The organism is Candidatus Hydrogenedens sp., from assembly GCA_035361075.1.
Taxonomy (GTDB): domain Bacteria; phylum Hydrogenedentota; class Hydrogenedentia; order Hydrogenedentales; family Hydrogenedentaceae; genus Hydrogenedens.
On record DAOSBX010000015.1, the window covers coordinates 1 to 24,472 of the forward strand.

Annotated in this window: 20 protein-coding genes and 1 tRNA gene; 10 read left to right on the plus strand and 11 right to left on the minus strand. The window is 35.2% G+C overall.

Features of this window, described 5'->3' with window-relative positions:
- Together PLJ10_06215 and PLJ10_06220 are read right to left on the minus strand one after the other, a co-directional pair.
- The coding region (locus tag PLJ10_06215; GenBank protein HOK09241.1) for a hypothetical protein at positions 1–359 on the minus strand (359 nt) is incomplete at its 3' end.
- A gap of 60 nt (positions 360–419) precedes the next feature.
- Positions 420–1,694 (minus strand): AGE family epimerase/isomerase, encoded by a 1,275-nt coding sequence (locus tag PLJ10_06220; GenBank protein HOK09242.1) that lies wholly within the window; start codon positions 1,692–1,694, stop codon positions 420–422.
- Between the two features lie 200 nt (positions 1,695–1,894).
- Here PLJ10_06220 and PLJ10_06225 point away from each other — a divergent pair.
- The 7 genes from PLJ10_06225 (at position 1,895) to PLJ10_06255 (ending at position 13,016) form a co-directional block, all read left to right on the plus strand.
- Positions 1,895–1,971 (plus strand) — tRNA-Arg (locus PLJ10_06225).
- A 149-nt stretch (positions 1,972–2,120) separates the two neighbouring features.
- Positions 2,121–3,398, plus strand: coding sequence for an ATP-dependent Clp protease ATP-binding subunit ClpX (clpX, locus tag PLJ10_06230; GenBank protein ID HOK09243.1), 1,278 nt, complete (start codon positions 2,121–2,123; stop codon positions 3,396–3,398).
- 93 nt (positions 3,399–3,491) lie between these two features.
- Positions 3,492–5,870, plus strand: a complete 2,379-nt coding sequence (gene lon / locus PLJ10_06235) for an endopeptidase La (GenBank protein ID HOK09244.1) — start codon at positions 3,492–3,494, stop codon at positions 5,868–5,870.
- 120 nt (positions 5,871–5,990) lie between these two features.
- A complete protein-coding gene (leuS, locus tag PLJ10_06240) occupies positions 5,991–8,519 on the plus strand; it encodes a leucine--tRNA ligase (protein ID HOK09245.1) in 2,529 nt (842 codons plus the stop codon).
- A gap of 132 nt (positions 8,520–8,651) precedes the next feature.
- Complete coding sequence (locus PLJ10_06245) at positions 8,652–10,436, plus strand: glycosyl hydrolase family 28-related protein (GenBank protein HOK09246.1); 1,785 nt, start codon at positions 8,652–8,654, stop codon at positions 10,434–10,436.
- Positions 10,437–10,745: 309 nt separating this feature from the next.
- Entirely contained in the window at positions 10,746–11,927 is a 1,182-nt protein-coding gene (locus PLJ10_06250) for an MBOAT family O-acyltransferase (protein HOK09247.1), read from the plus strand.
- 9 nt (positions 11,928–11,936) lie between these two features.
- A complete protein-coding gene (locus PLJ10_06255) occupies positions 11,937–13,016 on the plus strand; it encodes a hypothetical protein (protein HOK09248.1) in 1,080 nt (359 codons plus the stop codon).
- A gap of 49 nt (positions 13,017–13,065) precedes the next feature.
- Here the strand turns inward: PLJ10_06255 and PLJ10_06260 are convergent, their stop codons facing one another.
- From PLJ10_06260 to PLJ10_06300, 9 genes are all read right to left on the minus strand, one after another.
- Positions 13,066–13,869: an inositol monophosphatase gene (locus PLJ10_06260; GenBank protein HOK09249.1), complete on the minus strand. Its 804-nt coding sequence runs from the start codon at positions 13,867–13,869 to the stop codon at positions 13,066–13,068.
- A 69-nt stretch (positions 13,870–13,938) separates the two neighbouring features.
- Positions 13,939–14,412, minus strand: coding sequence for a hypothetical protein (locus tag PLJ10_06265; GenBank protein HOK09250.1), 474 nt, complete (start codon positions 14,410–14,412; stop codon positions 13,939–13,941).
- A gap of 140 nt (positions 14,413–14,552) precedes the next feature.
- Complete coding sequence (locus PLJ10_06270) at positions 14,553–15,989, minus strand: HAMP domain-containing sensor histidine kinase (GenBank protein ID HOK09251.1); 1,437 nt, start codon at positions 15,987–15,989, stop codon at positions 14,553–14,555.
- Positions 15,990–16,084: 95 nt separating this feature from the next.
- The gene (locus tag PLJ10_06275; GenBank protein HOK09252.1) at positions 16,085–16,462 is read right to left on the minus strand and encodes a response regulator; all 378 of its coding nucleotides are present in this window, start codon (positions 16,460–16,462) and stop codon (positions 16,085–16,087) included.
- Positions 16,431–16,925 carry a hydrogenase maturation protease gene (locus tag PLJ10_06280; GenBank protein ID HOK09253.1) on the minus strand — a complete coding sequence of 165 codons (495 nt, stop codon included), beginning with the start codon at positions 16,923–16,925 and terminating at the stop codon, positions 16,431–16,433. The genes PLJ10_06275 and PLJ10_06280 overlap by 32 nt, the downstream gene beginning before the upstream one ends.
- Positions 16,906–18,351 (minus strand): Ni/Fe hydrogenase subunit alpha, encoded by a 1,446-nt coding sequence (locus tag PLJ10_06285; GenBank protein HOK09254.1) that lies wholly within the window; start codon positions 18,349–18,351, stop codon positions 16,906–16,908. The genes PLJ10_06280 and PLJ10_06285 overlap by 20 nt, the downstream gene beginning before the upstream one ends.
- Before the next feature lie 17 nt (positions 18,352–18,368).
- Complete coding sequence (locus PLJ10_06290; GenBank protein ID HOK09255.1) at positions 18,369–18,917, minus strand: NADP oxidoreductase; 549 nt, start codon at positions 18,915–18,917, stop codon at positions 18,369–18,371.
- 19 nt (positions 18,918–18,936) lie between these two features.
- Positions 18,937–19,653, minus strand: coding sequence for a 2Fe-2S iron-sulfur cluster-binding protein (locus PLJ10_06295; protein HOK09256.1), 717 nt, complete (start codon positions 19,651–19,653; stop codon positions 18,937–18,939).
- The gene (locus tag PLJ10_06300; GenBank protein HOK09257.1) at positions 19,653–21,425 is read right to left on the minus strand and encodes an NAD(P)H-dependent oxidoreductase subunit E; all 1,773 of its coding nucleotides are present in this window, start codon (positions 21,423–21,425) and stop codon (positions 19,653–19,655) included. The genes PLJ10_06295 and PLJ10_06300 overlap by 1 nt, the downstream gene beginning before the upstream one ends.
- 365 nt (positions 21,426–21,790) lie before the next feature.
- On the opposite strand from PLJ10_06300, the gene PLJ10_06305 reads away from it, so the two are divergent.
- Genes PLJ10_06305 through rsmB form a run of 3 tightly spaced genes read left to right on the plus strand, consistent with a single transcriptional unit; the run spans position 21,791 to position 24,414 of the window.
- Positions 21,791–22,129: a YbaB/EbfC family nucleoid-associated protein gene (locus tag PLJ10_06305; GenBank protein ID HOK09258.1), complete on the plus strand. Its 339-nt coding sequence runs from the start codon at positions 21,791–21,793 to the stop codon at positions 22,127–22,129.
- Positions 22,129–23,079, plus strand: coding sequence for a methionyl-tRNA formyltransferase (fmt, locus tag PLJ10_06310; GenBank protein ID HOK09259.1), 951 nt, complete (start codon positions 22,129–22,131; stop codon positions 23,077–23,079). Before PLJ10_06305 ends, fmt begins: the two co-directional genes overlap by 1 nt.
- Positions 23,080–24,414 (plus strand): 16S rRNA (cytosine(967)-C(5))-methyltransferase RsmB, encoded by a 1,335-nt coding sequence (gene rsmB, locus PLJ10_06315; protein ID HOK09260.1) that lies wholly within the window; start codon positions 23,080–23,082, stop codon positions 24,412–24,414.
- Positions 24,415–24,472: the final 58 nt, after the last annotated feature.

A 24,472-nucleotide genomic window follows, 5' to 3' on the forward strand; every position in this document is an offset into this window, starting at 1 on the left:
CCTGCAAGGAAGCCAACCTTCCAATCTTTTACCCATTTCCCCAAAAAATAAAGGAGAATTATAGATAATATTCCAAAACAGATAGGTAAAAGTCTCCAAATCCAAATGGTATTCGGAAAAATACGTACCCAAAAGAAATATAGAACTAATCCTGCAGGTGAGAGTCCATATTCAGGAACATTTATAAACAGTAATTTAATATTTGTCCACAGATCACATATTTTTATATTTGCTATATAGACATACTCTTCATGCCATATAGACTGTTCTGTAATACGGTATAAACGTAAAGCAAAAGCAACAAAGACGAGAAAAGATATAAGGAAATATTCTCTGTATTTGGATATATAATTGTTCAATGCACAAACTCTTTGCAAATAATTTTTAACAAAATATTGGCAAATTAGATATATATTAACTTAACTAATTTTTGCGAGGATTTTTGCTAATCTCCTCTCCGATTGTATAGCAGAACGGACAGTATGATAGTTGATTTTCCATGCATGTGCCATATAATCCCACAAAAGATTATTGTTTTCATCAAATAATGGAAACCACTCCCCAACAGCATGATTTATAACATAATCCATAACAAAACGATGAACGTTTTCATATGCGTCAAAGTATTTTTCATCACCAAATAACAGGTAAGCATCTAACATAGCCACAAGTGTTTCCGCTTGCTGCCAGAATTCTTTATTTCTTTCTCGTGCAGGACCATCATTAGGACCTTCACAATAAACACCCCCTTTTTCCCAATCAATTCCATATTTTATACAATGGTCAAACATCTTTTTCATTTTTTCTTTATAGGGTTCTACATCCTCACCAAGAATATTCAATGTATGATTTAACAACCAACAAAATTCTACATTATGACCAAAACTGGTATTATTTAAAGGCCTGCCTTCAGGGTCATCAGCATCACGGTCAGAACCCCAAACATTCTTAAATATAATAGCCCGTAAAGGTTTCCAATCAAAACTAAACTGTGCCATTCCTGTTCCATATTCAGGATGAACCATTTTATCAAAAATTAATTTAACTACATTCATGGTATCTTGTTTATGTTTTGGTGATCCTGTCGCTTCATATAAGTTTGTAAATGCTTCCATTAGATGCATGTGAACATCAAATGATTTTCTATCTCCACCATATACACCTGGTTTTTTAGGTGTCCAATCTCTCTCAAAAAATTCGCCAAATCCACCGTGTGCAATATCTACAGCCTGAGCCTTAATCGTTCTCCATGTTTCCTCCGCAAGTTCAAGGGCTTCTTCATCACCCGATGCCATTGCATATTCACTCAAACAATAAATACCAAAAGACTGTCCATACATAATTTTGCTCTGATCAATCGGAGTTCCATCCTTTTCTGTTATCCAAATCCATCCCTTATACTGATTATCCCAAAAATGTTTCTTTAGAAATTCAACCCCTTGCTCTGCTATTTTCAGGTATTTTCCATCACCTAAATTAGCTCGATGTGCAGATGAATAAGTATAAATCATTCGTGCTTGACAAATAAGCGTCTTCTTTGTTTCTCCTGTAGGTCTGCCTTCACGGTCAAGATATGTCAAAAAACCACCATGTTCCTCATCTACACCATGCGTTTCCCAGAAAGGGAGTAGTTCATTAAATAAATGATTTTGCATTTCTTTTAACAGTTTTTCAACACGCTCTTTTGTAACCATATTCATATATCCTTATTTTTTATTGTTCGTTATTTTGCACCAATTAAGTTTATTATATTATGAAGTTTAAATGTAAATCACTTCAATAAGAAGCAAGACAAGTCAGACTTGACCAAAAAAAATAAACATCCTTCCGCTTGAAATATTTTAATAAAAACTGATATACTTTTATTCTCAATTTAATAATGTTTTTATACGGTGTTCCCGTAGCTCAATTGGATAGAGCGCTTGGCTACGGACCAAGAGGCTGGGGGTTCAACTCCCTCCGGGAACGCCATTTTTATTTTAAATTCTATCAGTAAACTCTTGACAAAAGTGTTAAAATAGTATATAATATTTATTCTTGACAATGTAATGTAAACGTAATATCAATTTTATGGTATTATATATATAAGTAACTTAAAATGATTTGTTTGGAGTTATACTATGAATCATTCACGTATCAAATCGGAGATTCCAACCTGTTCGTTTTGTGGTAAGAAACACAATGAAGTTTCTAAACTAATCGCTGGACCTGATGTTAATATATGTGACGAGTGTGTTCGTCTTTGTGCTGATATTATAAGAGATGACCAAAACAGAAAAAGACACAGACGAACAGTAAAGGTACCTACACCTCGTGAAATTAAAGAATTTTTAGACCAGTATGTTATTGGGCAGGAGCAATCCAAACGCATTTTATCAGTGGCTGTTCATAATCACTATAAAAGAATTGCCTACGGTGGTGAAATTCAAGGTGTAGAAATACAAAAATCCAATGTTTTACTTATTGGTCCTTCTGGAAGTGGAAAAACATTACTTGCAGAGACTCTTGCCCGCATGCTTGATGTCCCATTTGCGATTGTTGATGCTACTACTTTAACTGAAGCAGGTTATGTAGGTGACGATGTAGAAAATATTATTCTAAAATTACTACAAAATGCTGAATTTGATATTGCTCGTGCTGAAACAGGCATTGTTTATATCGATGAAATTGACAAAATAGCACGAAAGAGTGATAGTCCATCAATTACACGTGATGTGTCTGGTGAAGGTGTCCAACAGGCTTTACTAAAGATTTTAGAAGGAACTATATCAAATGTTCCACCACAAGGTGGTAGAAAACACCCACAACAAGAATGCATTCAAGTTGATACGAAAAACATCCTCTTCATTTGTGGTGGTGCATTCAATGGATTAGAACGGATTATTCAAAAACGTGTCGGCAAAAATATCATTGGATTTAAAGCAGACATTAAGTCAAAGAAAGATTATAGTATCGGTGAACTGCTATCCATGGTAAAGCCTGAGGATTTAATTGCATTCGGTATGATACCTGAGTTTGTAGGTAGAGTTCCTGTAGTGGCAACTCTTCACGAACTTAATAAAAACGACTTGAAAAAGATTCTTGTCGAACCAAGAAATGCGATTACAAAACAATATGAAAAACTTTTTGAATTAGAAAATGTTAAATTACATTTTCCTGAAGAAACAATAGAAGCCATTGCTGATTATGCAATCAATAGAGAAACGGGAGCACGTGGTCTTCGCAGTATATTAGAAGAGATTATGCTTAACGTTATGTTTGAACTTCCATCGAGAAAAGATATTCGTGAATGCATCATTACTCCTGGAGTTATTACAAAGTCTGAGGAACCTCTTTTCGTATACGAAAGTGATATTCACAATAAAGAAGATATTAAAAAGAACACCGCATCAGCTTAAAGATTAGTATAATATCTCGTTTCACTGTTATATTTCACAACTATCACAAACACAAATCTGGATATAATTTATTTTATCTGCTGGGTTATTTTTATGAAATCTAAAAAACAAAAGAGTAAAAGCACCATAATCAACGCAAACAGAATATTCGAACTACCTGTCCTTCCTGTCCATGATATTGTCCTCTTCCCAAAAACAACAACACCATTACTGGTTTCAAGAGAGACCTCCGTTTGTGCAATAGAGGAGTCTATTCGTTCTTCTGAATTAATATTTATCGTCTTATCCAAAGAAAAAGCAGATGACACAAAAGAAAAAGAAGCCTACCACAACACAGGAGTTATTGCACAAATCCAGCAAACGCTTGCACTTCCTAATGGGATTCTAAAAATTTTTGTTGAAACACTTTCAAGAGGACACATAAAAGAATGGAAACAATTCGAACCCTTCATATCAGCAAAAATTGAACAAATCTCATTAGAATTTCCACAACAAAATCTTAATCGTAATAAAGAATTACGAGCTCTTCGTTCTCTTATATTAAAAGAATTTAAAACATATATTACAGAAAACACAAAAATACCTATCGAAGTACTAAATACCCTTAGAGAATGTGAGTCATATGAAGACTTTTCCAACATTATCTGTACTCATTTACATATTCATACTTTAGAAAGACAAAATTTGTTGGAAACACTTTCATTGACCTCTCTTCTCAAAAAAATAGCAAAATACTTAATCCGAGAGAATCGACTATCACAAGAAGAAAAATTGCTATCCACAAGTATAAAGGAATACACCGATGACGGCTCGGAACCATGGCTCACAGATAATCAAACCGAATCAGGTATTGATTTACAAGGGCTTTCTGATTATTTCTCAGACACTGAAGAATTAAAACAACTTATAAATAAAACAAATCTTCCTCCCCATGTTTTAGAAAAAGCCAACTCTGAATTGAAACGATTAGAAAAACTACAAACATTTAGCCCTGAATCATCAACTATTCGAGAATATATAGAATGGTTATGCAGTCTTCCATGGGATAAACGAACAAAAGACCAAATGGACCTTAACCGTGCCAAAAAAATTTTGGATAAAAATCACTTTGGATTAGACAAAGTTAAAGACCGCATACTTGATTTTCTCGCTGTTCGAATATTAAGTGGAAACCTAACTAAAGGTCCTATTCTATGCTTTGTGGGACCTCCTGGTGTTGGGAAAACCTCCCTCGGCAATTCAATTGCATCAGCATTAGACCGCAAATTTATTCGTATGTCATTAGGAGGTATTCGTGACGAAGCAGAAATTCGAGGACATATGCGCACATACGTAGCATCTATGCCAGGCAGAATAATTCAGAATATAAAAAAGGCAAATGTAATAAACCCTGTTTTTGTATTAGATGAAGTTGATAAAATTGGGAACGATTTTCGTGGTGACCCTGCTTCCGCATTACTTGAAGTCTTAGACCCTGAACAAAACAAATATTTCATGGACCATTACCTCGATGTTGAGTTTGACTTATCAGAAATCTTTTTCATTGCCACTGCAAATTACGAATATGATATTCTTCCTCCTCTTTATGACCGTATGGAAATTATTAAAATTCCAGGCTATACTCCTAATGAAAAGTTTGAAATTGCCATAAAATATTTAATCCCGAAACAAATAAAAATAGCAGGATTACATAAAAAGGACCTTGTTTTTAAACCTGATACTATTCGCTATTTAATATCTAAATATACAGAAGAATCTGGGGTTCGTGAATTAGAACGTCAGATATCAGGAATCATAAGAAAAGTGGCTCGCTGGATTGTAACAAATGTAAAAAAGCCACCAATTATCCTCACACAAGAAGAAGTAGAAAACATTTTAGGACCACCTATATATTCACGTTCTCAAACAATAAAAAATCTAAGCAGTGGCGTTGCAGTAGGATTGGCTTGGACTCCATACGGTGGAATAGTTCAAATTATAGAGACAAGCATCATGAAAGGGAAGGGTAGCCTTCTTTGCACAGGTCAATTAGGTTCGGTTATGACAGAATCAGCACAAACTGCCTTAACATATATTCGTGCCAATGCCTCGCATTTTAAACTCTCCCCTGATTTTTATAAGCAATTAGATATTCATGTGCACGCACCTGAGGCTTCTATCCCAAAAGACGGTCCATCTGCTGGCATTACTATAGCAGTATCTATTTTGTCATCACTCTTAAAGCAATCCATAAAAGAAGGGGTAGCTATGACAGGTGAAATTACTCTTACAGGCAGAATATTGCCTGTAGGCGGAATCCGTGAAAAATTGCTTGCGGCGCACACCTTAGGTATTCGTGAAGTTATCCTTCCAAAAGAAAATGAAAAAGACATTAGAGAACTACCGAATGAAATCAAAAAAAGCCTAAAATTCATTTTCGTCGAGAACATGAAACAGGTGTTCGAGGTAGTCTTCCCGAAACAACTTGCATAACTATCTAACTAAGTTAAAAACCCATATTCCCTTTTATGTAAAACTATATAAAAATTGCTATAATTTATTTAATTTCTTTTTATTCCTTTGTTAATCATATTTATATTGGAGGTGTTTTTTATGTCTGAAGGCATATATAACCACATTAAGATAGAAAAAAAGTGGCAAAAATACTGGCTTGACAATAAAACATTTAAATCTGTTATTGATTATTCTAAACCTAAATACTATGTTTTAGACATGTTTCCTTATCCCAGTGGAGATGGGCTCCATGTAGGACATCCTGAAGGATACACTGCTACTGATATAGTGGCACGATATAAAAGAATGAAAGGGTTTAATGTATTACATCCGATGGGTTGGGATGCATTTGGTTTGCCTGCTGAAAGACATGCTGTGCGAACAGGAGAACATCCAGCAGTTGTAACAAAAAAGAATTGCGACACATTCCGTAGACAAATTCAGGCACTTGGCCTTTCTTATGATTGGGACCGTGAAATTAACACCACTGACCCCTCTTATTATAAATGGACACAATGGATATTCACTGTCTTATTTGAACGGGGACTTGCCTATGAAACCGAAGCCCCTGTGAACTGGTGCCCTGCTTTGGGAACTGTTTTAGCAAATGAAGAGGTTAAAGATGGCAAATACGTTGAAACAGGAGACCCCGTCGAAAAAAAACTGATGAGACAATGGATGCTAAAAATTACCGCTTATGCTGAGAGATTATTAGAAGACCTTAATGAATTAGACTGGCCACCTGGAATAATAGCCATGCAGAGAGAATGGATCGGGAAAAGTGAAGGAGCAGACGTAGACTTTGGTATCGATGGAACCAATATGAAATTTACAGTATTTACTACACGTCCTGATACCCTTTTTGGTGCTACCTATTGCGTACTGGCTCCAGAACATCCCTTCGTATTAGAAATAACAAAGCCCGAATATATGGCAGAAGTAAAAAAATATGTAGAACAATCTACAAAGAAAAGTGCCCAAGAACGGATGAAAGATGAGAAAGAAAAAACAGGTGTTTTTACGGGTGCCTATGCTATAAACCCAGTAAATAATGAAAAGATACCTATTTGGATTGCTGATTATGTATTAGCAGAATACGGTTACGGTGCAATTATGGCTGTACCTGCTCACGATACCCGTGACTACGAATTTGCAAGAAAATATAACCTTCCTATCATTGAGGTCGTTTCTGGCGGTGATATTTCAAAAGAAGCATACACAGGCGATGGAATTCTTGTCAATTCACCATTAATCAATGGGCTTACAGTCCCAGAAGCAAAGAAAAAAATCACAAAATGGTTAGAAGAAAAGGGTTTAGGTAAAGCAACAGTAAACTACAAACTTCGTGACTGGCTCTTTTCAAGACAAAGATATTGGGGAGAACCTTTCCCGATTATTCGACTTGCTGATGGAACAGTTAAAGTAGTTCCTCTTAAAGATTTACCTGTCCTCCTCCCTGAATTAGATAATTACAAACCAACAGAAACAGGAGAACCACCTCTTGCACGTGCCAAAGATTGGGTTCAAACTATTGACCCCGAAACAGGTCAACCTGCTACACGTGAAACAAACACCATGCCACAGTGGGCAGGTTCATGCTGGTATTTCCTCAGATTCGTTGACCCTCAAAATGATAAGGAAGCATGGTCAAAAGAAGCAGAACAATATTGGATGCCTGTTGACCTATATATTGGTGGTGCAGAACACGCAGTGTTGCACCTACTTTATTCACGTTTCTGGCATAAAGTACTCTACGATGCAGGTTATGTTTCTACTAAAGAGCCCTTTAAAAAACTCTTTAATCAAGGGATGATTCTTGCCTATTCATATCAGGATAAAAATGGAAAATACTACTATCCTCATCAGGTCGAACAAAGAGACGGTCAATGGTATGTTAAAGGCACAGATATACCTGTGGAAACAAAAATCGAGAAAATGAGCAAGTCCCGCTACAATGTGGTAAATCCAGATGAAGTTATTGAAAAATACGGTGCGGATGCTATGCGAATGTATGAAATGTTTATGGGACCTTTAGATAGAGACAAACCATGGACAGATGAAGGAATTCAAGGTGTTTATAGGTTTCTACGAAGAATTTGGACACTTTTCGTCGATGATAACGGGAATATTTCCACACGATTTGTTTCTTCTGGCGGTGACCCTACTATCGAAAAAGAACTGCACAAAACAATCAAGGCTGTATCTGAAGACATTGAAAACCTCCAATTCAACACCGCTATCGCTAAAATGATGGAATTTGCAAATTCCGCAAACAAAACAGAGAAAATTGATAAACATATTGGTGAAAAATTTATACTTATTCTCTCACCATTTGCCCCTCATATCGCTGAGGAAATATGGCAAAAGTTAGGACATAATCAGACATTAGCATACGAACCCTGGCCCGAATATGACGAAAACCTTATCAAAGAAGATACTATAGAAATACCCATTCAGGTAAATGGAAAATTAAGAGGGAAAATTACAATATCTGTAAATTCGAGCGACAAAGAAATTCTGGAACAAGCCCGTAAAGAGGAAAAGATATTGCCTCATTTAACAGGCAAACAAATAGTTAAAGAGATATATGTTCCAGGAAAATTAATAAATTTTGTGGTTAAAGGATAGCTCAAAGGACATTTTGACGTGCTCACTTCCTTTACAAAAAAACTAACTATTATCATAATCCCTTTTATTATATTTACTCTATCTTCCTTTTTATCATACGGAGAAAAAATTTCTTATTCAGATGTTTATAACGTGAAAGAATTAGGTGCAAAAGGTGATGGGATTACTGACGATACAGAGGCCATTCAAAATGCTCTAAATGTGGCTGGTGAAAAAAATGGAGGAATAGTGTTCTTACCTGTTGGTTCATATCTCATTAAAGGGAATTTGATTATACCTGAAAATGTAACCCTTGAAGGGATATGGCGTGCTCCTTTCCGTGGAGAACCAACAAAAGCAGGTAGCGTTTTACTTGCTGTTGCTGGTAAAGGAGAAGCCGATGGAACACCTTTTATTCGGGTTAATACAAGTTCTATATTGAAAGGTTTTGCGGTTTTTTATCCCGAACAAACAAAAACAGACCCACCTATCCCCTACCCATGGACAATACAATGTAATGGCTCTGCCGATGATGTTTCTCTATTAGATTTAACACTTATCAATCCATATAAAGCCATTGATTTCGGAACATTTCCAGCAGGTAGACATAAAATAAAAAATATACATGCATATCCCCTATACCGTGGCCTTTACATCAATCAATGTTATGATGTAGGTAGAATCGAAGATATTCATTTTTGGCCATTCTGGGATTTAAATCCAAATAGCCCTCTCTGGAAATTTACTCAAAGAGAAGGAATTGCCTTTATTATAGGCAAAACCGATGGAGAAATGGGCTATAACCTTTTTAGTATCTTTTACTCAATTGGTATGCAATTCATTGCTGGACCTATATACGATGAAAATAGAAATATAACAAAATATTTACCTGGAAGTGGGACATATACCCATTGTTATATGGATATTACTCCATGTGCTATAAAAGTAGAGAATGCAATGGAAAATGCAGGCATAACCTTTCTAAACTCATCTTTTATGGCAAAGGTTGTAGTAAGTCCCTCTAATCGAGGTCCCGTTAAATTTGTTGGCTGTGGTTTCTGGGGTACAAAAGACTTAGATTATCAAGTTCTCACCGAAGGACACGGAAGTGTTACCTTTGATGCCTGTCATTTCAGTGGTTGGGACCGTATCTCTAAAGGATTTCCATGTATCAGCGCTAATAATCGCTATCTAATCATATCTAATTGCGAATTTATTGGAACCTCTATTGAAAAACCTATTATTCAATTAGGACCCAGAATCCGTTCAGGAATTATTAATTCTAATATAAGTCATGGTAATTTTGAAATCACAAATAACACATTAAAATCTGCCAACATTATCATTAGAGACAATGTAGGAACACCGAAAACTAATTTTGTATTAGATTGGACATTGTTAGGTCCTTTCCCAAACCCACCGATAGATACATCAACCAATCCCGAAATTTCTCGTGAAGGCTTCAATAAAGACTATTTAGAAGTTTTAGGTGGAGAAGAAAAAGCAGAAATACCAATAAATACAGATATAAATAAACTTAAAAAAATATATAACGATATTAAAATTGTTCCTTTCAATTCATCAAAAAATAAATCTACGAAGGTTAAACTTCATGAAATATTTGGTTTAGAACCAGGTATTGTTTATGCTTTCACGTATATTTATTCAAAAGAAAAACAAAATGCACTGTTTGAATTAGGTATGAATGATGGTGGAAAAGTGTTTTTGAATGGAAAAGAGGTCTATTCACGATTCACTAAAGAAGGTATGACGTGTGAATCTGGAACAGATTCTTTTACATCGGATTTAATGAATGGTTATAATACCCTTCTTTTGAAAATTGAAAATTTAGGTGGAAAGTGGGAATTTATATTAGAAATTTACCCAGACATAGAAGAAACAATACAAATAACAACACAAAAATATATAAACAATTAATCATAAATACATAATACTATGCTTTTTAATTCTGTTCATTTTGCGATATTCTTTCCTATTGTAGTTACCCTCTACTTTCTATTACCTCATAAATTCCGTTGGATTTTATTGCTTATCGCAAGTTACTACTTTTACATGGCCTGGATACCCATTTATGTCTTATTATTGTTTGCCTCAACTATTGTGGATTATATTAGTGGGCTATTATTGGGAAAAACCGAAACTGAATATAAACGAAAATTAATCCTTTTATGTAGTCTTATTGTAAATTTGGGAATACTTTTTACATTCAAGTACTATAATTTCTTTATGGACAGCATCGAAAAATTGTCCATTTCTCTAAATATCCCTATAAATATGCATTACTCTTCCCTTCTGCTACCGATTGGTATCTCTTTTTATACATTCCAGACTTTAGCATATACAATTGATGTCTATAAACGTAAAATAAAACCTGAAAAACATTTTGGTATTTTTGCCCTCTATGTTACTTTTTTTCCTCAGTTAGTGGCTGGTCCGATTGAAAGAGCGGATACATTAATCCCACAACTTAAACAATCTCACGATTTTAATATAAAACGTGTAAGTGATGGCTTAAAATTGATGGCATGGGGACTTTTCAAAAAAGTTGTAGTGGCAGACAGATTAGGTATGATGTCCGCTTATGTCTTTGCTAATCCACAATCGCATCAAGGACCAGGACTCCTTTTTGCAATGATTTTTTCCAGTTGGCAAATATATTGTGATTTTTCTGGTTACTCTGACATTGCAGTAGGGTCAGCAAAAATATTGGGAATTAATCTCATACAAAATTTCGAGCGACCTTATTTTTCTCGTTCTTTCCCTGAACTATGGAGGAGATGGCATATTTCCCTAATGAACTGGTTTAGAGATTATGTCTTTTACCCTTTGGGAGGTAGTCGATATGGCACTCTTAATACATGTAGAAATTTAATCATTGTTTTTACTCTAAGTGGTTTATGGCATGGAGCAAATTGGACTTACATCTTCTGGGGATTTTTAATGGGTGTGTGCCTTGTCTTATCCCTTTTGACCCGTGATATACGGAAAATCATTATTGAAAAAATTGGTTTGACCCACTTCCCTAAAATACATCAAGGAATACAAATGTTAATGACCTACTCTATTTTTTTGTTCTTTGGAGTTCCGTTCCGTGCGGAAAAAATAGGTGATGTATTTTATATCTGGTCGCACCTCCTAACAGGTTGGACTAATCCTACCCGTGGATTGGATTTTGATGATTTTGTCGTTAGTTTAGGTATGCCTACGGAACAAGAATTTAATACCGCAATAGTATCATTGCTATTTTTAATAGTAGTTGAAGCATTTCAATCTTATGGTATTTCATTGCGAGAAAAACTCGAACAACGGAATATGGTATTGCGATGGACGTGCTATTATATCTTCCTTTTTCTAATTGCATTTTATGGTGTTTGGAATAGTTCACCCTTTATATATTTTCAATTCTAAGGGACATTTATGAGACATGCTTTGTTCAAAGAAATACTACCAATTATCCTCCTAATTCCCTTTTTCATTTTCTTTATTTCCGTAAATGTTCTAATTGACCCTGCAGGACTGTTGAGAAAAAGTCAGGAAAAACAAATTGCCCAATGGCTTAATGAGGGTTATGGTGTTATAAATGCTATTAACGTAGATTATCGTAAAATTATTAAAGAACGAATTTTATTAATGCAGGGAAAACCAGACATTATTATAATGGGGTCGAGTCGTGCAATGATTATTGATTCTTCTTTCTTCCCAAACAAACATATTTTAAATTGTAGTCTTCCTTCCGCAAATTTAGAAGATATTATTGCAAATTATCAGGTACTTTACGAAGCTAAACAACTTCCTGAAAAACTTATTTTATGCCCTGACCTTCATTATTTTAATGCGTATGCGAAAAGTAACTTTCATCTATTTCAAGAGTTTGACAATGCTATGGAACGTATGGAAATAGTCCAAAATACTACGTTAAAAGACCTTATTGTTAAATGGATAGACCCACGGTATTTTCAGATACTTTCTCCAGGTTATTTTCAAGAATCTATTCGATTTCTTCCTGCATGGGTAGTAGGTAAAATTCCTCGTCCTAAGCCTATTGAACATTATGAAACAGAAGAAAAGGTTATTCGACCAGATGGTAGCATTATTTATGAATCCTCACGCCGTCAAAGGACACAACAGGAAATTGAATTAAAAGCGGAACGTTATGCCTTTAAACATCCCGAAGGTTTAATCAATTACAGGATATTAGACCCAACTCGAAAACAAATTTTTGAAAATTTCTTGAAAATCGTAAAAAAAGATGGCGTTGAAATAGAAGTAATTTTTATCCCTATTCATCCACGTTCGTATGAGATTCTTTCTCAAAATAAAATATATAAAATCATCATTGATGTAGAAAAATATATGAGGAAAGTTTTTAGTTCATTTGATATACCTGTTTACGGTAGTTTCGATGCGACAAAATGTGGATGTAATTCTACAGATTTTTATGATGCAGTCCATGCCAAACCTGAAGCAATTAAACGAATACTATCCCTTTATCAATAATAAACCTCTTATAAAAACTCATTAGTTAAATTCATGCCTAAAAAGGAAACTATTTTAAGGTTTCACTTAAAATGTTTAGCAATTCTTCATGAATATAACCATTCGTTGCAATAATTCCATTATTTTTTGAAAATAAATGAACAGGCGTTCCATCTATTTGTGTAATTTTTCCATGTGCTTCTTCCAAAATCAATTTGCCAGCTAAAAAATCCCACGGTTGCAATGAAGCATGAACATAAGCATCTGCAATTCCCATAGCGACCTGTATTAACGCTAATATTGCAGAGCCAATACAACGAACCTGTCCAAAGTAAAGCAATGGATTTATGAAAAAAGGGAGTCTTTCTTTTCTTGACGATTTTCTACCAAAATCCAATTGGACACATGCCTCATTTAAATCTTTCTTGGTAGAAACCTCTATCCTTTGTCCATTACGCCATGCTCCTTTCCCCTTTTCAGCAATAAATACATCTCCTGTAATAGGTACTAAAACACCAGAACAAACCAATTCACCCTTATTTGCAAATGCAATCGCTACTGCAAATGCTGGGAAATAACTCCTTACAAAATTTGCAGTTCCATCTATAGGGTCAATAATCCAAACACGCTCTTTACAATTTTCACTATATTGTGAGAAACCAGCCTCTTCACCGATAACAAGGTCTTCAGGAAAAATCTTCTTTATTTTTTTCACAAAAGAGCTCTGAACAAAGAGGTCTACTTCTGTCAAAAAGTCTGTTGCATCTCTTTTCGTTGAGATAGTTAATTCCTCTTTCCTTTTATAACTATCAACAATATAAGGCGCTATTTCAACAAAAAACTCTTTTATAATTTCTACTTCTGTTTTCTTCATAAACCACCCTTGTTGCCTTAATTATACATAAAAAATGGTTTTACTATTATTATAGATAAAAGTACCTCCCTAATCAGATATATATCCTTCGGGATTTTTTGTGAGTATAGTCCAGGAGGCTTTATCAACCCATTCATATAGTTTTTCTATTGTTAAACTTAATGTATACCATACAGGAACAAATTCTAATGTGATTTGTCCATGAAGATTATAACGGAATTGTGAATAACTCCATATACTTAAACCTAAAACTTTATGAAATAGAATACCCGAGAAATATTCCACAATAAAAATTATCAACATGTAAACAAATGCCCTAAAGGGGAAAGGAATACCTTTTGCTCTCATAGGATTCCTAAGCCATGGAGTTAAAATTCCTATCAAACCGTAATCAAATATCATCCATAGGGATGTATGCCCTCTTAAATTCACATTATTATTAAAAATCAAACCATCAATACTCGACATAAATACTTCTAAAACTAAACCAAATAATGCAAAAATTATAAAACGAACAAGCATTCTTTTGTAATAATTCACCATTGTACTACCTTATTATATATCGTGTAATTTGTATTGGATTAAAAAGTTTCTGTGACAGATTTCTACAACATTTTTATAATCAACAATTGATTATTGTAGATTATTTGGTGCTTGTAGACTTCATTAATCACAAGAATGTTTCATTTTCTTCGTGCTATAGGTAAGTCGAAGCCAAAAATACTTCCTTTGCCGAGCTGACTTCTTACAAACACCCTTCCCCCATGGCTCTCGATAACCTGACGAACGATATATAAGCCTAAACCAGAACCCGTAGTATCAACTCCTTCAATTTTCTGTTGTTTTAACCTAACAAACTCTTTAAATAGTTTTGGTATATCTTCTTGTGATATACCAATCCCATTATCCTCAACTTCAACTCTCACATAAGAGGAATGAGTAAATACTCGAACAATTATTTTGCCATTCTGTGGAGTGTATTTGATAGCATTTGTTAAAAAATTAAGAATAGCCTCACGTATTAGCCGTTGAATACCTAATATATATATCTTTTTTTCAGGCAAATCCACTTTTATTGTATGTTTCTTACTTGCTATTAAATCTTGATTTTCTTCAAGAATTTTTTCAATGAGGCTATTTAACTCAAATTCTTTTGCTTCTCTTAATAAGTCAGCATTTTCCATTACAGAAAGATTTTCTAAGTCATGTAGAAAGGATACCAATTCATCAATTCGTGTTAGTGAGCGTTGAACCCAAGATTGTTGCGTTTCATTTAGTTCTCCTCCATAACCATAAAGTAAATTCTGCAAATGCATGGCTATTGCAGAAATGGGAGCCCTTAAATTATGTAAGGCTATTTGCAAAAATCCTTTTCTCTGATCACATAACCTTTCCAAATCTTTGTTAATTCTTACAATTTGTCTTTGCCCTTCTCTCAGGAAATACATCAAATGAGTTGTAAGTGATGCGGTCAAAAAGAATAACAACCCTTGAACAACAGCCACCGTTATGATATATGTCCCCGTAGGTGGAACATTTGATGGAACTGCTCCTATTGGGTAAATAGGGGGAATCCATTGTTGCCAACTAACAATTGCTAATGCTAAAAAAAGTAAATACCCATAAGCTGTATAAACAAACGCAATTAAAGGGCTAAACAAAATACTGGTTATGATTACATGAAAAATAAAAAATGTCTGAAAAGGAGAATATACACCCCCAATTAACCATATAGCAATTGTTAGAAATAAAAAATCAGTGGCTATTGATAAATGTAAAATAACAACAAGCAAAAGATGATATTTTTTTGATTTTTCCTTTTTCTTTCTTGCTGGAAATGCAATTGCAAAGTTTACTGTATTCACAAGAAATAGAAGAATCGCTAACAGAATTAAAGCCTTGTGATTTAACTCATAAATTTTTAACACATATTTCGCAAAAAGTGAACCTACAACAATTAAAAAGGAAACAAGAAATCGAACAATCGTAAAGTCATATAATTGGTCTTCTAATCGAAGGCTATGTAAAAAAACAGGGAACGAACCTTCTTCATCACGAAGAAAAAAACGAATTAGTTTAGATAATATCGATTGAGAATATTTCCCAGTCGAATTTGTCATTTATTTCCTTCAGAATATGAATTCATATAATAGTTATTATATAAAAAAACGGAGCAAAGCTCCGTTTTTAATATTAGTCAGAAAGGGGCTATTTATTATGCTACACCCAGTTTTGCTTTTAATGTCGAAATCAGAACCTTCGGGTCAACAGGCTTCTGGAAAATCCCAGCCAGTCCTAACTCGCGGGCATCTATGTTGTATCGAACCGCATCACCTGCGGAACTCAACATATACATCGGTCCGGGATATTTATCTTCTTTAAGTTTTGTTGCAACTTGACTTCCTGAATCTACATTTTCCATCATCAAGTCGATGATAACCGCATCTGGTTGTATCCTTTGAACTGCCTTTAAACCTTCTTCTCCGTTAGCCGCCTCTCCGACAACAAATCCGGCGGATTCTAACATAACTCTTAATGCAGAACGAATATCAGGGTCATCATCAATAATAAGAATAACTTTCTTTTGTTCCATGTTCCCTTCTCCTTTGTTGATTTAATATTTTATTTAGATATTGCCATGCTAATTCAAGATTATCGTTTGCTTCTTCAGTAATCCCTTCACCTATCGTAAAATCATAACCTCTAATACCTAACATCCATGTTTCTGGTGCAGAACCAAAATATTCATCACAAATAGCGACTACTGATTCTGCATTCAGAGAATGTGTTGTAAAGGTTATATCTTTAGAAGGGAATACTCTCTTTATGTAAAAAGGCTCTTCACCTTCTTTCGTTGCATCTACAAATATTACTTTATCATAGTTTGCCAGTTCAGCAGCCAATTCGACATTTAACTGGTAATCTGCATCGGTATCAATATTGACTTGGGTCATCTGTTGAATACGTTGGACAAATAAGTGTCCTAACACATCATCATGACGCCCAGGATTCCCATATCCGAAGATAAGTATTTTATCATCCTCTGATACGTTCATGAACAACCTCACCTTCATGGTTCATTATTTGCACATGCAATGGCATCTGTCCTAACGCATGGGTTGCACAACTTAAACATGGGTCATAAGCACGAATACCTACTTCAATAGTATTCAACAACCCTTCCGTTATTTCAGACTTCCCTTGCAAATAATCCTTTGCAAGAACATTTACAACCTGATTCATAGGTTCATTATTATTGGTCGTAGATACAATTAGATTTGCAAGAACAATCTGGTCATTGTCATTAATTTCGTAATGATGGAATAATGTTCCACGTGGAGCTTCTATCAATGCAACACCGCGTTTCTGTTTCGTTCCCTGAGTAATTAGATTTGTCCCCTGCAAATCAGGGTCGTTTAACAAATCTTTTATTTTCTCAGCAGAGTGTAACATTTCAATTAATCTCGCCCAGTGATATGCCATAGAAGCATTTATAGGCTTTCCACCTGTCAATGACATTAACTCCTGTCGTTCTTTCTCTGCTAATGGCGTATCAATAAAATCACAGTTGTTAATTCTTGCTAATGGCCCTACACGATACCATCCCTTTTCTTTTCCCAAAGAACGAATAAACGGGAACTTCATATAACTCCACGGACGAACTTCTTCAGCAATATAATCAAGATAATTTTCGGGCTTAACCATATCAAAGATTATTTTTCCATCTGCTGTTTTAGCCCTTAATAAACCATCATACAGGTCAAGACAGCCATCTTTACGAACTATACTTAAATGATTGGAATCAAAATACCCAAATTTAAGGAAAAAGTCTAATTTCTCTTTTACTATTTTTTTACATAATTCAACGGACTCTAAAGACCATTTTATAATGGTATCAATATCCTTCAGAAAGCCATCTCTTTCTTCAATAGATAGATTTTTATTGATGCCACCGGGAATAGCACCTGTCCCATGCACTTTCTTCCCCGCAGTGGCTTTTATAATCTCCTGACCATATTTTCTCAATAACACGGCCTTTTTTGCCGTTTCCGGGTCCGCTTTTATCACACCAATCACATTTCTTTGTTCAACCGGTGCATCAAATCCAAATAATAAATCAGGAGAACAAAGATGGAAAAAGTGTAGTGCATGAGACTGTAAAGTTTGTCCATAGTGCATAAGCCTTCTCATCTTTTCTGCGGTAGGAGTTAGCGTTGTTGCTCCTACAATAACATCAGTTGCTTTTGCTGCACAGAGATGATGGCTTACAGGACAAATTCCACAAAGTCTTTGAACGATAGTTGGGGCTTCCCAATAAAACCTTCCTTGAACAAAACGTTCAAATCCACGAAATTCTATAATATGGAAACGGGTCTGTTTCACATTTCCTTTTTCATCTAAAAGGATAGTAACTTTCCCGTGTCCTTCTACCCGTGTAACGGGATTTATTACGATTTTTCTTCCTGTTGTTTTTGTGCTCATAGAACTGCCTCCTGAAATTAATCAAATTTTATTAGTTCATAATCAAGACTTAACGGTTCACCTTTTAATAGGGCAACCAGTGCATTCCAAATTGTATCCGCTGAAGGTGGACAGCCTGGCAAGAAATAATCAATTTTGACTACTTCATGACAGGGATACACCTTATCTAATAAAACAGGGATATCTGGGTCATTAGGAATAACACCTGTATTCTCACTCTTTACTGTGGGTCCATTCAGATAGGCTTCTTCCAGACATTCCTTTAACGGAACTAAATTTCTCATAGAAGGGACTCCCCCAGTTAAAGCACATGCACCAATGGCAACCAGAATCTTACAATGTTTCCTAAACTCCATCAGTATCTCTGCATTCTCATCATTACTTATACCACCTTCAATAATCCCAATATCCACAGGTTTAGTAAAATTTTTTATATCATTTATAGGGGACTTGTTAAATTCCACTAATTCAACAAGGTCTAAAATGCGTTCGTCAATGTCTAAAATAGACATATGACATCCAAAACACCCTGTAAAATGGGCTGTTGCTATAACAGGTTTACTCATAACTCCATTCCTTTCCTGTTTATGATTTCACTTTTTTTGTTTCTATATCGGAACCAATCGGTTTTTTGTCGTATGGTCTTTTTCCAACAGGAGTCAAATATCCTTGCCGTTTAACTACAAGACATCCTGTAGGACAAACAGACATTGCTTTGTCGTCTTTGGTCAAGTTGGTATCTTTTAGTCCATCATTGGAATTCACCGAAATACGCATGTTAATACCACGATTCTCGAAACCAAATACATTTTTCTTATCCAGATGCATAGATGCTCTTACACAACGACCACATAAAACACAGCGATTCCTGTCCAAATAGACATCTGGATGGGTAGCATCCAACTCTCGTTGAGCATATAAGTAAGGCATCTGGGGCGTTAATAATCCGAGACGATATGCCAGAGCCTGTAGCTCACATTTTCCTGCAACTTCGCATGATGGACAGAAATGATTTCCTTCTACAAATAACATCTCAATAATGTTTCTTCGTAAACTATTTAATTCTTCCGTATCATTCTCTACAACAATCCCTTCTGCGACCGGATATGTACACGAATTAACAGGCCTTCCATTTACCTTTACTGTGCAAACACGACAATGCCCTCCAGGAGGAAGGTCTTTTAAATAGCATAGCCTCGGGATATAAATTCCGGCGTCATCTGCCGCTTGAATGATGGTTTTATCTGGCGAGGCTTTAACCTCAACACCATCAATTGTAAAAGTAACTAATTCTTTACTCATTATTTTACTCCTTCCATAGTTCTTCCACTTGCTTCTATTCCTACTTTCATGGCTTTTTGTAAATCAAAGGTTAACAATTTCCCATCTTCTTCCTTAATTTTTTCTGCATACAGATCTGCAAAGTCGTAAATGGTTGTTAATATTGGATTTGCAGATGTTTGTCCCAATCCACAACGACTCATAGCCTTAACTGTTTGTGCTATTCTTCTCAAGTCAGCAAGGCTTTGAGCTGTGCCTTTACCGTCAAGAATTTGCCTTAACTTCTTTTCGAGTAGTGTGGTTCCTGCACGACATGGCACACACCAACCACAAGACTCCTCTACAAAAAACTCTATAAACTGATACATACACTCTAACAAATCCCTATTTTTGCCAAAAATCATAATGGAACCACCTGTAGGAAGGTCTTCAAATGAAATTCTCCGACCAAAATCTTTCGGAGCTACACACTTACCAGATGCACCACCTACTTGAACTGCTTGGGTATCTTTGGCTCCTACCAGTTCCAATAAGCTTTCTATTGTTATTCCATATTCGACCTCATACACTCCTGGATGTTCACAATCACCCGAAACACTGAGCATTTTTGTTCCTGTAGAGTCTTTTGTACCAATCTTTGCAAACCAATCACCACCTTTTTCTAAAATACGTGCTGTACAACATAATGTTTCTACATTATTTACAGAGGTAGGTTCATTCTTATATCCCTTTTGGACAGGGAATGGAGGTCTATCTCTTGGAGCACCACGTTTTCCTTCGAGCGATTCTATCAGTGCCGATTCTTCTCCACATACATAAGCACCTGCCCCCAATTGAATACGAATATCAAAATTAAAGTCCTCTCTACCACAAATATGTTCTCCAAGAAGCCCTAAATGTCTTCTTTTTGCTAATACCTTTTCTAAACTTTCTAACAAATATGCATACTCCCCACGGAGATACATAATTCCTTCTTTCGCTCCTATGGCATATCCTGCAATGGTCATGCCTTCAAAAACGAGGTCTGGATATTCTGTATGAATAACACGGTCTTTGAATGTCCCAGGTTCGCCTTCATCTGCATTGCAAATCAAATATCGGATAGGCGATTTCTGTTTCCGACAAAAATCCCATTTCATTGCTGTTGGGAACCCCGCACCACCTCGTCCACGAAGGCGTGATTTATTTATCTCTGCAATAACTTCCTCAGGCTTCATATTTAATGCTTTTCTTACCGCTATTCCACTTTCCAATGGAGCACAAATTACGTCGCCTTCCTTTTTTAAGTTTAATTGAACTCTTGCCTGCGGTAATTCAGATACATCCTTCCCCGATTTAAGCTCTTTAATAATCTGTTTAGTATCAGATGGTTTTAAATTGGTTAACGGGACAAAGTTAATTAGTGCTCCAGGTGCCTGGTCACTCAATCCGATGCATGATGTGTGCAATAAAGTAAACAGCCCATCGGAAGTTGTCTCTCCAAACTTAATTCCTAATTCTTTTTCAAAGGCTTTTCCTACTTCATCGGCTCCTTTCATCCGTTCAACTACTGCATTACACAGTCGAATAACATACTTTCCTAAAGGTTTTTTTGGTAGAAAGGAATAAAAACTAACCATGTCCCGAACCTGAACAAGTGGTATGTTCAGCGACATTGCCATGGCTTCGACCATTTCCTCAGAAATATAACCAAATTCTTTGACAACATCTTTGGCTATATTCATGAGGCATCCTCGGTCACAGCCATATCTTGTGGCTATTTCTTTAATTTTTTCACGGTAATGATGGCTCATAACAATCTTACTCCTAAAAATTTGTTTTTTGTATTAACTTACCGTTAAGTATACAACTATATTACTCTATCATATTTATCATTATATTTCAAATTGGATTAGTTACTATTCTCTTATATTGATAATTATATTAAACCAACTCAGAACCCTTATAAATTAAGTCTATAAGGCAATAATAAGCAAAAAGAAGAAATTACAACTTTTTGTTTTGTTATTACGATAAATTAAAATGGTAATACTGTTACTTATTTTTTAACACATAAGTTAATCCTAAACTTTTACTTTCATTTTTGCTTTATATTAGATATATGGGATAAAATATAAGCCTATTTTGTTAAATTAAAGCTAAATGCTGAGGACATTTTATGTTTGATTTTAAGGATTTTTCGCAGTTAGGAAGCTTATTAAAAGAAGCCATGCAAGTAAAGCAAAAAATTGATACACTTAAAGAAGAACTTGCAAAGGTTGAAGTCGAAGGAGAATCGGGTGGTGGTATGGTAAAAGTAAAAATGAATGGAAAATTTGAGGTATTAAACTTATCAATTTCAGAAGAGCTTTTTTCAGAAGCCTTTGCAGACAAATCCCTCATAGAAGCCATGGTCCTATCAGCAATTAACATAACATCAGAAAAAGTGCGTGTTCTTGCGAAAGAAAAGATGAAAGAAATCGCAGGTGGAATAGAAATCCCAGGATTGTTAGATTAGTGAGAATATTATTTTTTGGAACACCTGAAATAGCAATACCTTGCTTAGAAAAAGTCTGCACAAACTTTAAGGTGGTTGGCGTTGTTTGTCCGCCAGACAGACCCAGTGGACGTCATCTTCGTTTAACTCCTCCCCCGATAAAAGTTTCTGCTGAAAAAATGGGGTTACCTGTTTTTCAACCCGAGAATGTAAATGACCCTATAGCATTAGATATATTTAGAGACTTAAAACCTGACCTTGGTGTTGTATTCGCTTTTGGAAGTTTTCTTAAAAAGGACCTGTTAAATCTTCCGACAGTTGGTTACATGATAAATTTACATCCAAGTTTATTACCACGATGGAGAGGACCTTCTCCTATTCAAACTGCAATTATAGAAGGAGACAAAGAAACTGGTGTAACTGTAATGAAAATCTCCATGAAGATGGATGCAGGAGATATTTTACTTCAAAGAAAAGTCCCGATTGATGAAAATGAGAATGCTTTAGAACTCTCCGAAAAATTGTCCCATATTGGTGCTGATTTAATGGTTGAAGCGATCCATCTAATTAATTCTGGAAAGGCTATTTTTATCCCACAAGATGAATCAAAAGCAACATATTGTCATCTTATTGAGAAAAAAGATGGTATTATTCATTGGGCATGGGATGCACAAAGAATTCATAACCTTGTCCGAGGTTGTATTCCCTGGCCCATAGCATTTACGAAATTAAACGGTGAAATCATACGAATCCATAAGACAGAAATAGTACATTATGATCACAATATATATAATAGTGAAAAACCAGGGACAATATTAGAAATAAAAAAGGATAAATGTTTAGTTAACACAGGCAAAGGAGTTATTGGAATTTGTATGCTACAAGCGCCAAATAGAAAACCTCTACCATTTAATGAATATATAAAAGGAAATCACTTACAAGTAGGCGAACTATTTGAGGATATAGTATAAATGGAAAAGGCCGACATTGTACGAGCCGGAATAATCAATACATTGTTACGATGGGAAACCTCAAAATTACCCATTGATGAATGTATATCAAGAACGCTTCAAAGGAAAGCTTATAGTTCAAGAGGTCGTCGATTTTTTGCGCATATTGTTTATGGGACCATTCGCAATCTTGATTTATTGGACTACATTATCTCTCAGTTCTTTAATAGTACTTTGGATACTTTACCACGACCTATTCTATATATTTTAAGGATTGCTGTTTTTCAATATTATTTTTGTTCTCAGGTAACTATTCCTGCCGCAGTTCATACATCGGTTGACCTTGCTCATATTTTTGGACATGCAGGATTAGCCAGAATGGTTAACGCTGTATTGAGAAAACTACCTGAAAAGTTTGAAGATATCGAATTACCTTCTAAGGAAACCGATTTCTTAGATTACCTATCCATTCGTTATTCAATCCCCATTTGGATTTTAGAGGAATTTATAAAAAGATTTGGTGAAGAGAACGTTGAAGAATTTGCTATTTCTGTTTCTGAAATTCCCTTCATGTCAATAAGAACAAATACAATGCTTATTACACGTGAAGAGTTAGAAATACGATTAAAAAAAATTAGTATTGAGGCACAACACCTAACCCCAATTCCTGAAGAACTATCGCTCAATTCAACATATTTATTAACAAATTGTCCTCTAATGAGACAAGGGTTATATACAATTCAAGACCCTGCATCTATGTTAAGCGTTCATGCCCTCAACCCACAACCAGGGGATATTATCTTAGACATCTGTTCAGCCCCAGGTACCAAAACAACTCATATTGCCCAATTAACAAAAAATAGATCCAAGATTTTTTCAGTTGAAATTCATCCAGGAAGAATTCAAAGGATTTTTGAGAATATCTATAGATTAAAATGTGAAAACATATACCCTATATGTTCCAGCGGAACATTCTTACCGTTCCCAAATGAAACTTTCGACCGTATCCTCGTAGATGCTCCTTGTTCAGGTTTGGGAACTTTAAGGAGAAATCCAGATATTAAATATACTATAAAAAAGGATGCGTTAAAACGACTACCTAATTTGCAGAAAGAGATTTTAGAAGAAGCCTCTCGAGTATGTAAAAAAGGTGGAATTATTGTATATTCTGTATGTACGTTTACTGAAGATGAGACTCTTGGAGTAGTGAATGAATTTATAAAAGAAAAAAAATTAATACCTATAAATGCACCGGAGTGGCTTGATTCGTGGAAAATTCAGACAGGACAATATCAAACCCTACCACTAAAAAATCTTTGGGACGGATTCTTTTTGACAGTCTTTCAAAAGCCATAATTAACTTTGTCCTATTTTTCTTTAGTTTAATTTTATGGCTCATCCAGTGGTCTTTAGC

Bases quoted from the DNA above. Each gene is read 5' to 3' on its own strand.
- PLJ10_06220 (HOK09242.1), bottom strand. From the start codon at position 1,694: ATGGTTACAAAAGAGCGTGTTGAAAAACTGTTAAAAGAAATGCAAAAT.
- clpX (HOK09243.1), top strand. From the start codon at position 2,121: ATGAATCATTCACGTATCAAATCGGAGATTCCAACCTGTTCGTTTTGT.
- lon (HOK09244.1), top strand. From the start codon at position 3,492: ATGAAATCTAAAAAACAAAAGAGTAAAAGCACCATAATCAACGCAAAC.
- leuS (HOK09245.1), top strand. From the start codon at position 5,991: ATGTCTGAAGGCATATATAACCACATTAAGATAGAAAAAAAGTGGCAA.
- PLJ10_06250 (HOK09247.1), top strand. From the start codon at position 10,746: ATGGACAGCATCGAAAAATTGTCCATTTCTCTAAATATCCCTATAAAT.
- PLJ10_06255 (HOK09248.1), top strand. From the start codon at position 11,937: ATGAGACATGCTTTGTTCAAAGAAATACTACCAATTATCCTCCTAATT.
- PLJ10_06260 (HOK09249.1), bottom strand. From the start codon at position 13,869: ATGAAGAAAACAGAAGTAGAAATTATAAAAGAGTTTTTTGTTGAAATA.
- PLJ10_06265 (HOK09250.1), bottom strand. From the start codon at position 14,412: ATGGTGAATTATTACAAAAGAATGCTTGTTCGTTTTATAATTTTTGCA.
- PLJ10_06270 (HOK09251.1), bottom strand. From the start codon at position 15,989: ATGACAAATTCGACTGGGAAATATTCTCAATCGATATTATCTAAACTA.
- PLJ10_06275 (HOK09252.1), bottom strand. From the start codon at position 16,462: ATGGAACAAAAGAAAGTTATTCTTATTATTGATGATGACCCTGATATT.
- PLJ10_06280 (HOK09253.1), bottom strand. From the start codon at position 16,925: ATGAACGTATCAGAGGATGATAAAATACTTATCTTCGGATATGGGAAT.
- PLJ10_06285 (HOK09254.1), bottom strand. From the start codon at position 18,351: ATGAGCACAAAAACAACAGGAAGAAAAATCGTAATAAATCCCGTTACA.
- PLJ10_06290 (HOK09255.1), bottom strand. From the start codon at position 18,917: ATGAGTAAACCTGTTATAGCAACAGCCCATTTTACAGGGTGTTTTGGA.
- PLJ10_06295 (HOK09256.1), bottom strand. From the start codon at position 19,653: ATGAGTAAAGAATTAGTTACTTTTACAATTGATGGTGTTGAGGTTAAA.
- PLJ10_06300 (HOK09257.1), bottom strand. From the start codon at position 21,425: ATGAGCCATCATTACCGTGAAAAAATTAAAGAAATAGCCACAAGATAT.
- PLJ10_06305 (HOK09258.1), top strand. From the start codon at position 21,791: ATGTTTGATTTTAAGGATTTTTCGCAGTTAGGAAGCTTATTAAAAGAA.
- rsmB (HOK09260.1), top strand. From the start codon at position 23,080: ATGGAAAAGGCCGACATTGTACGAGCCGGAATAATCAATACATTGTTA.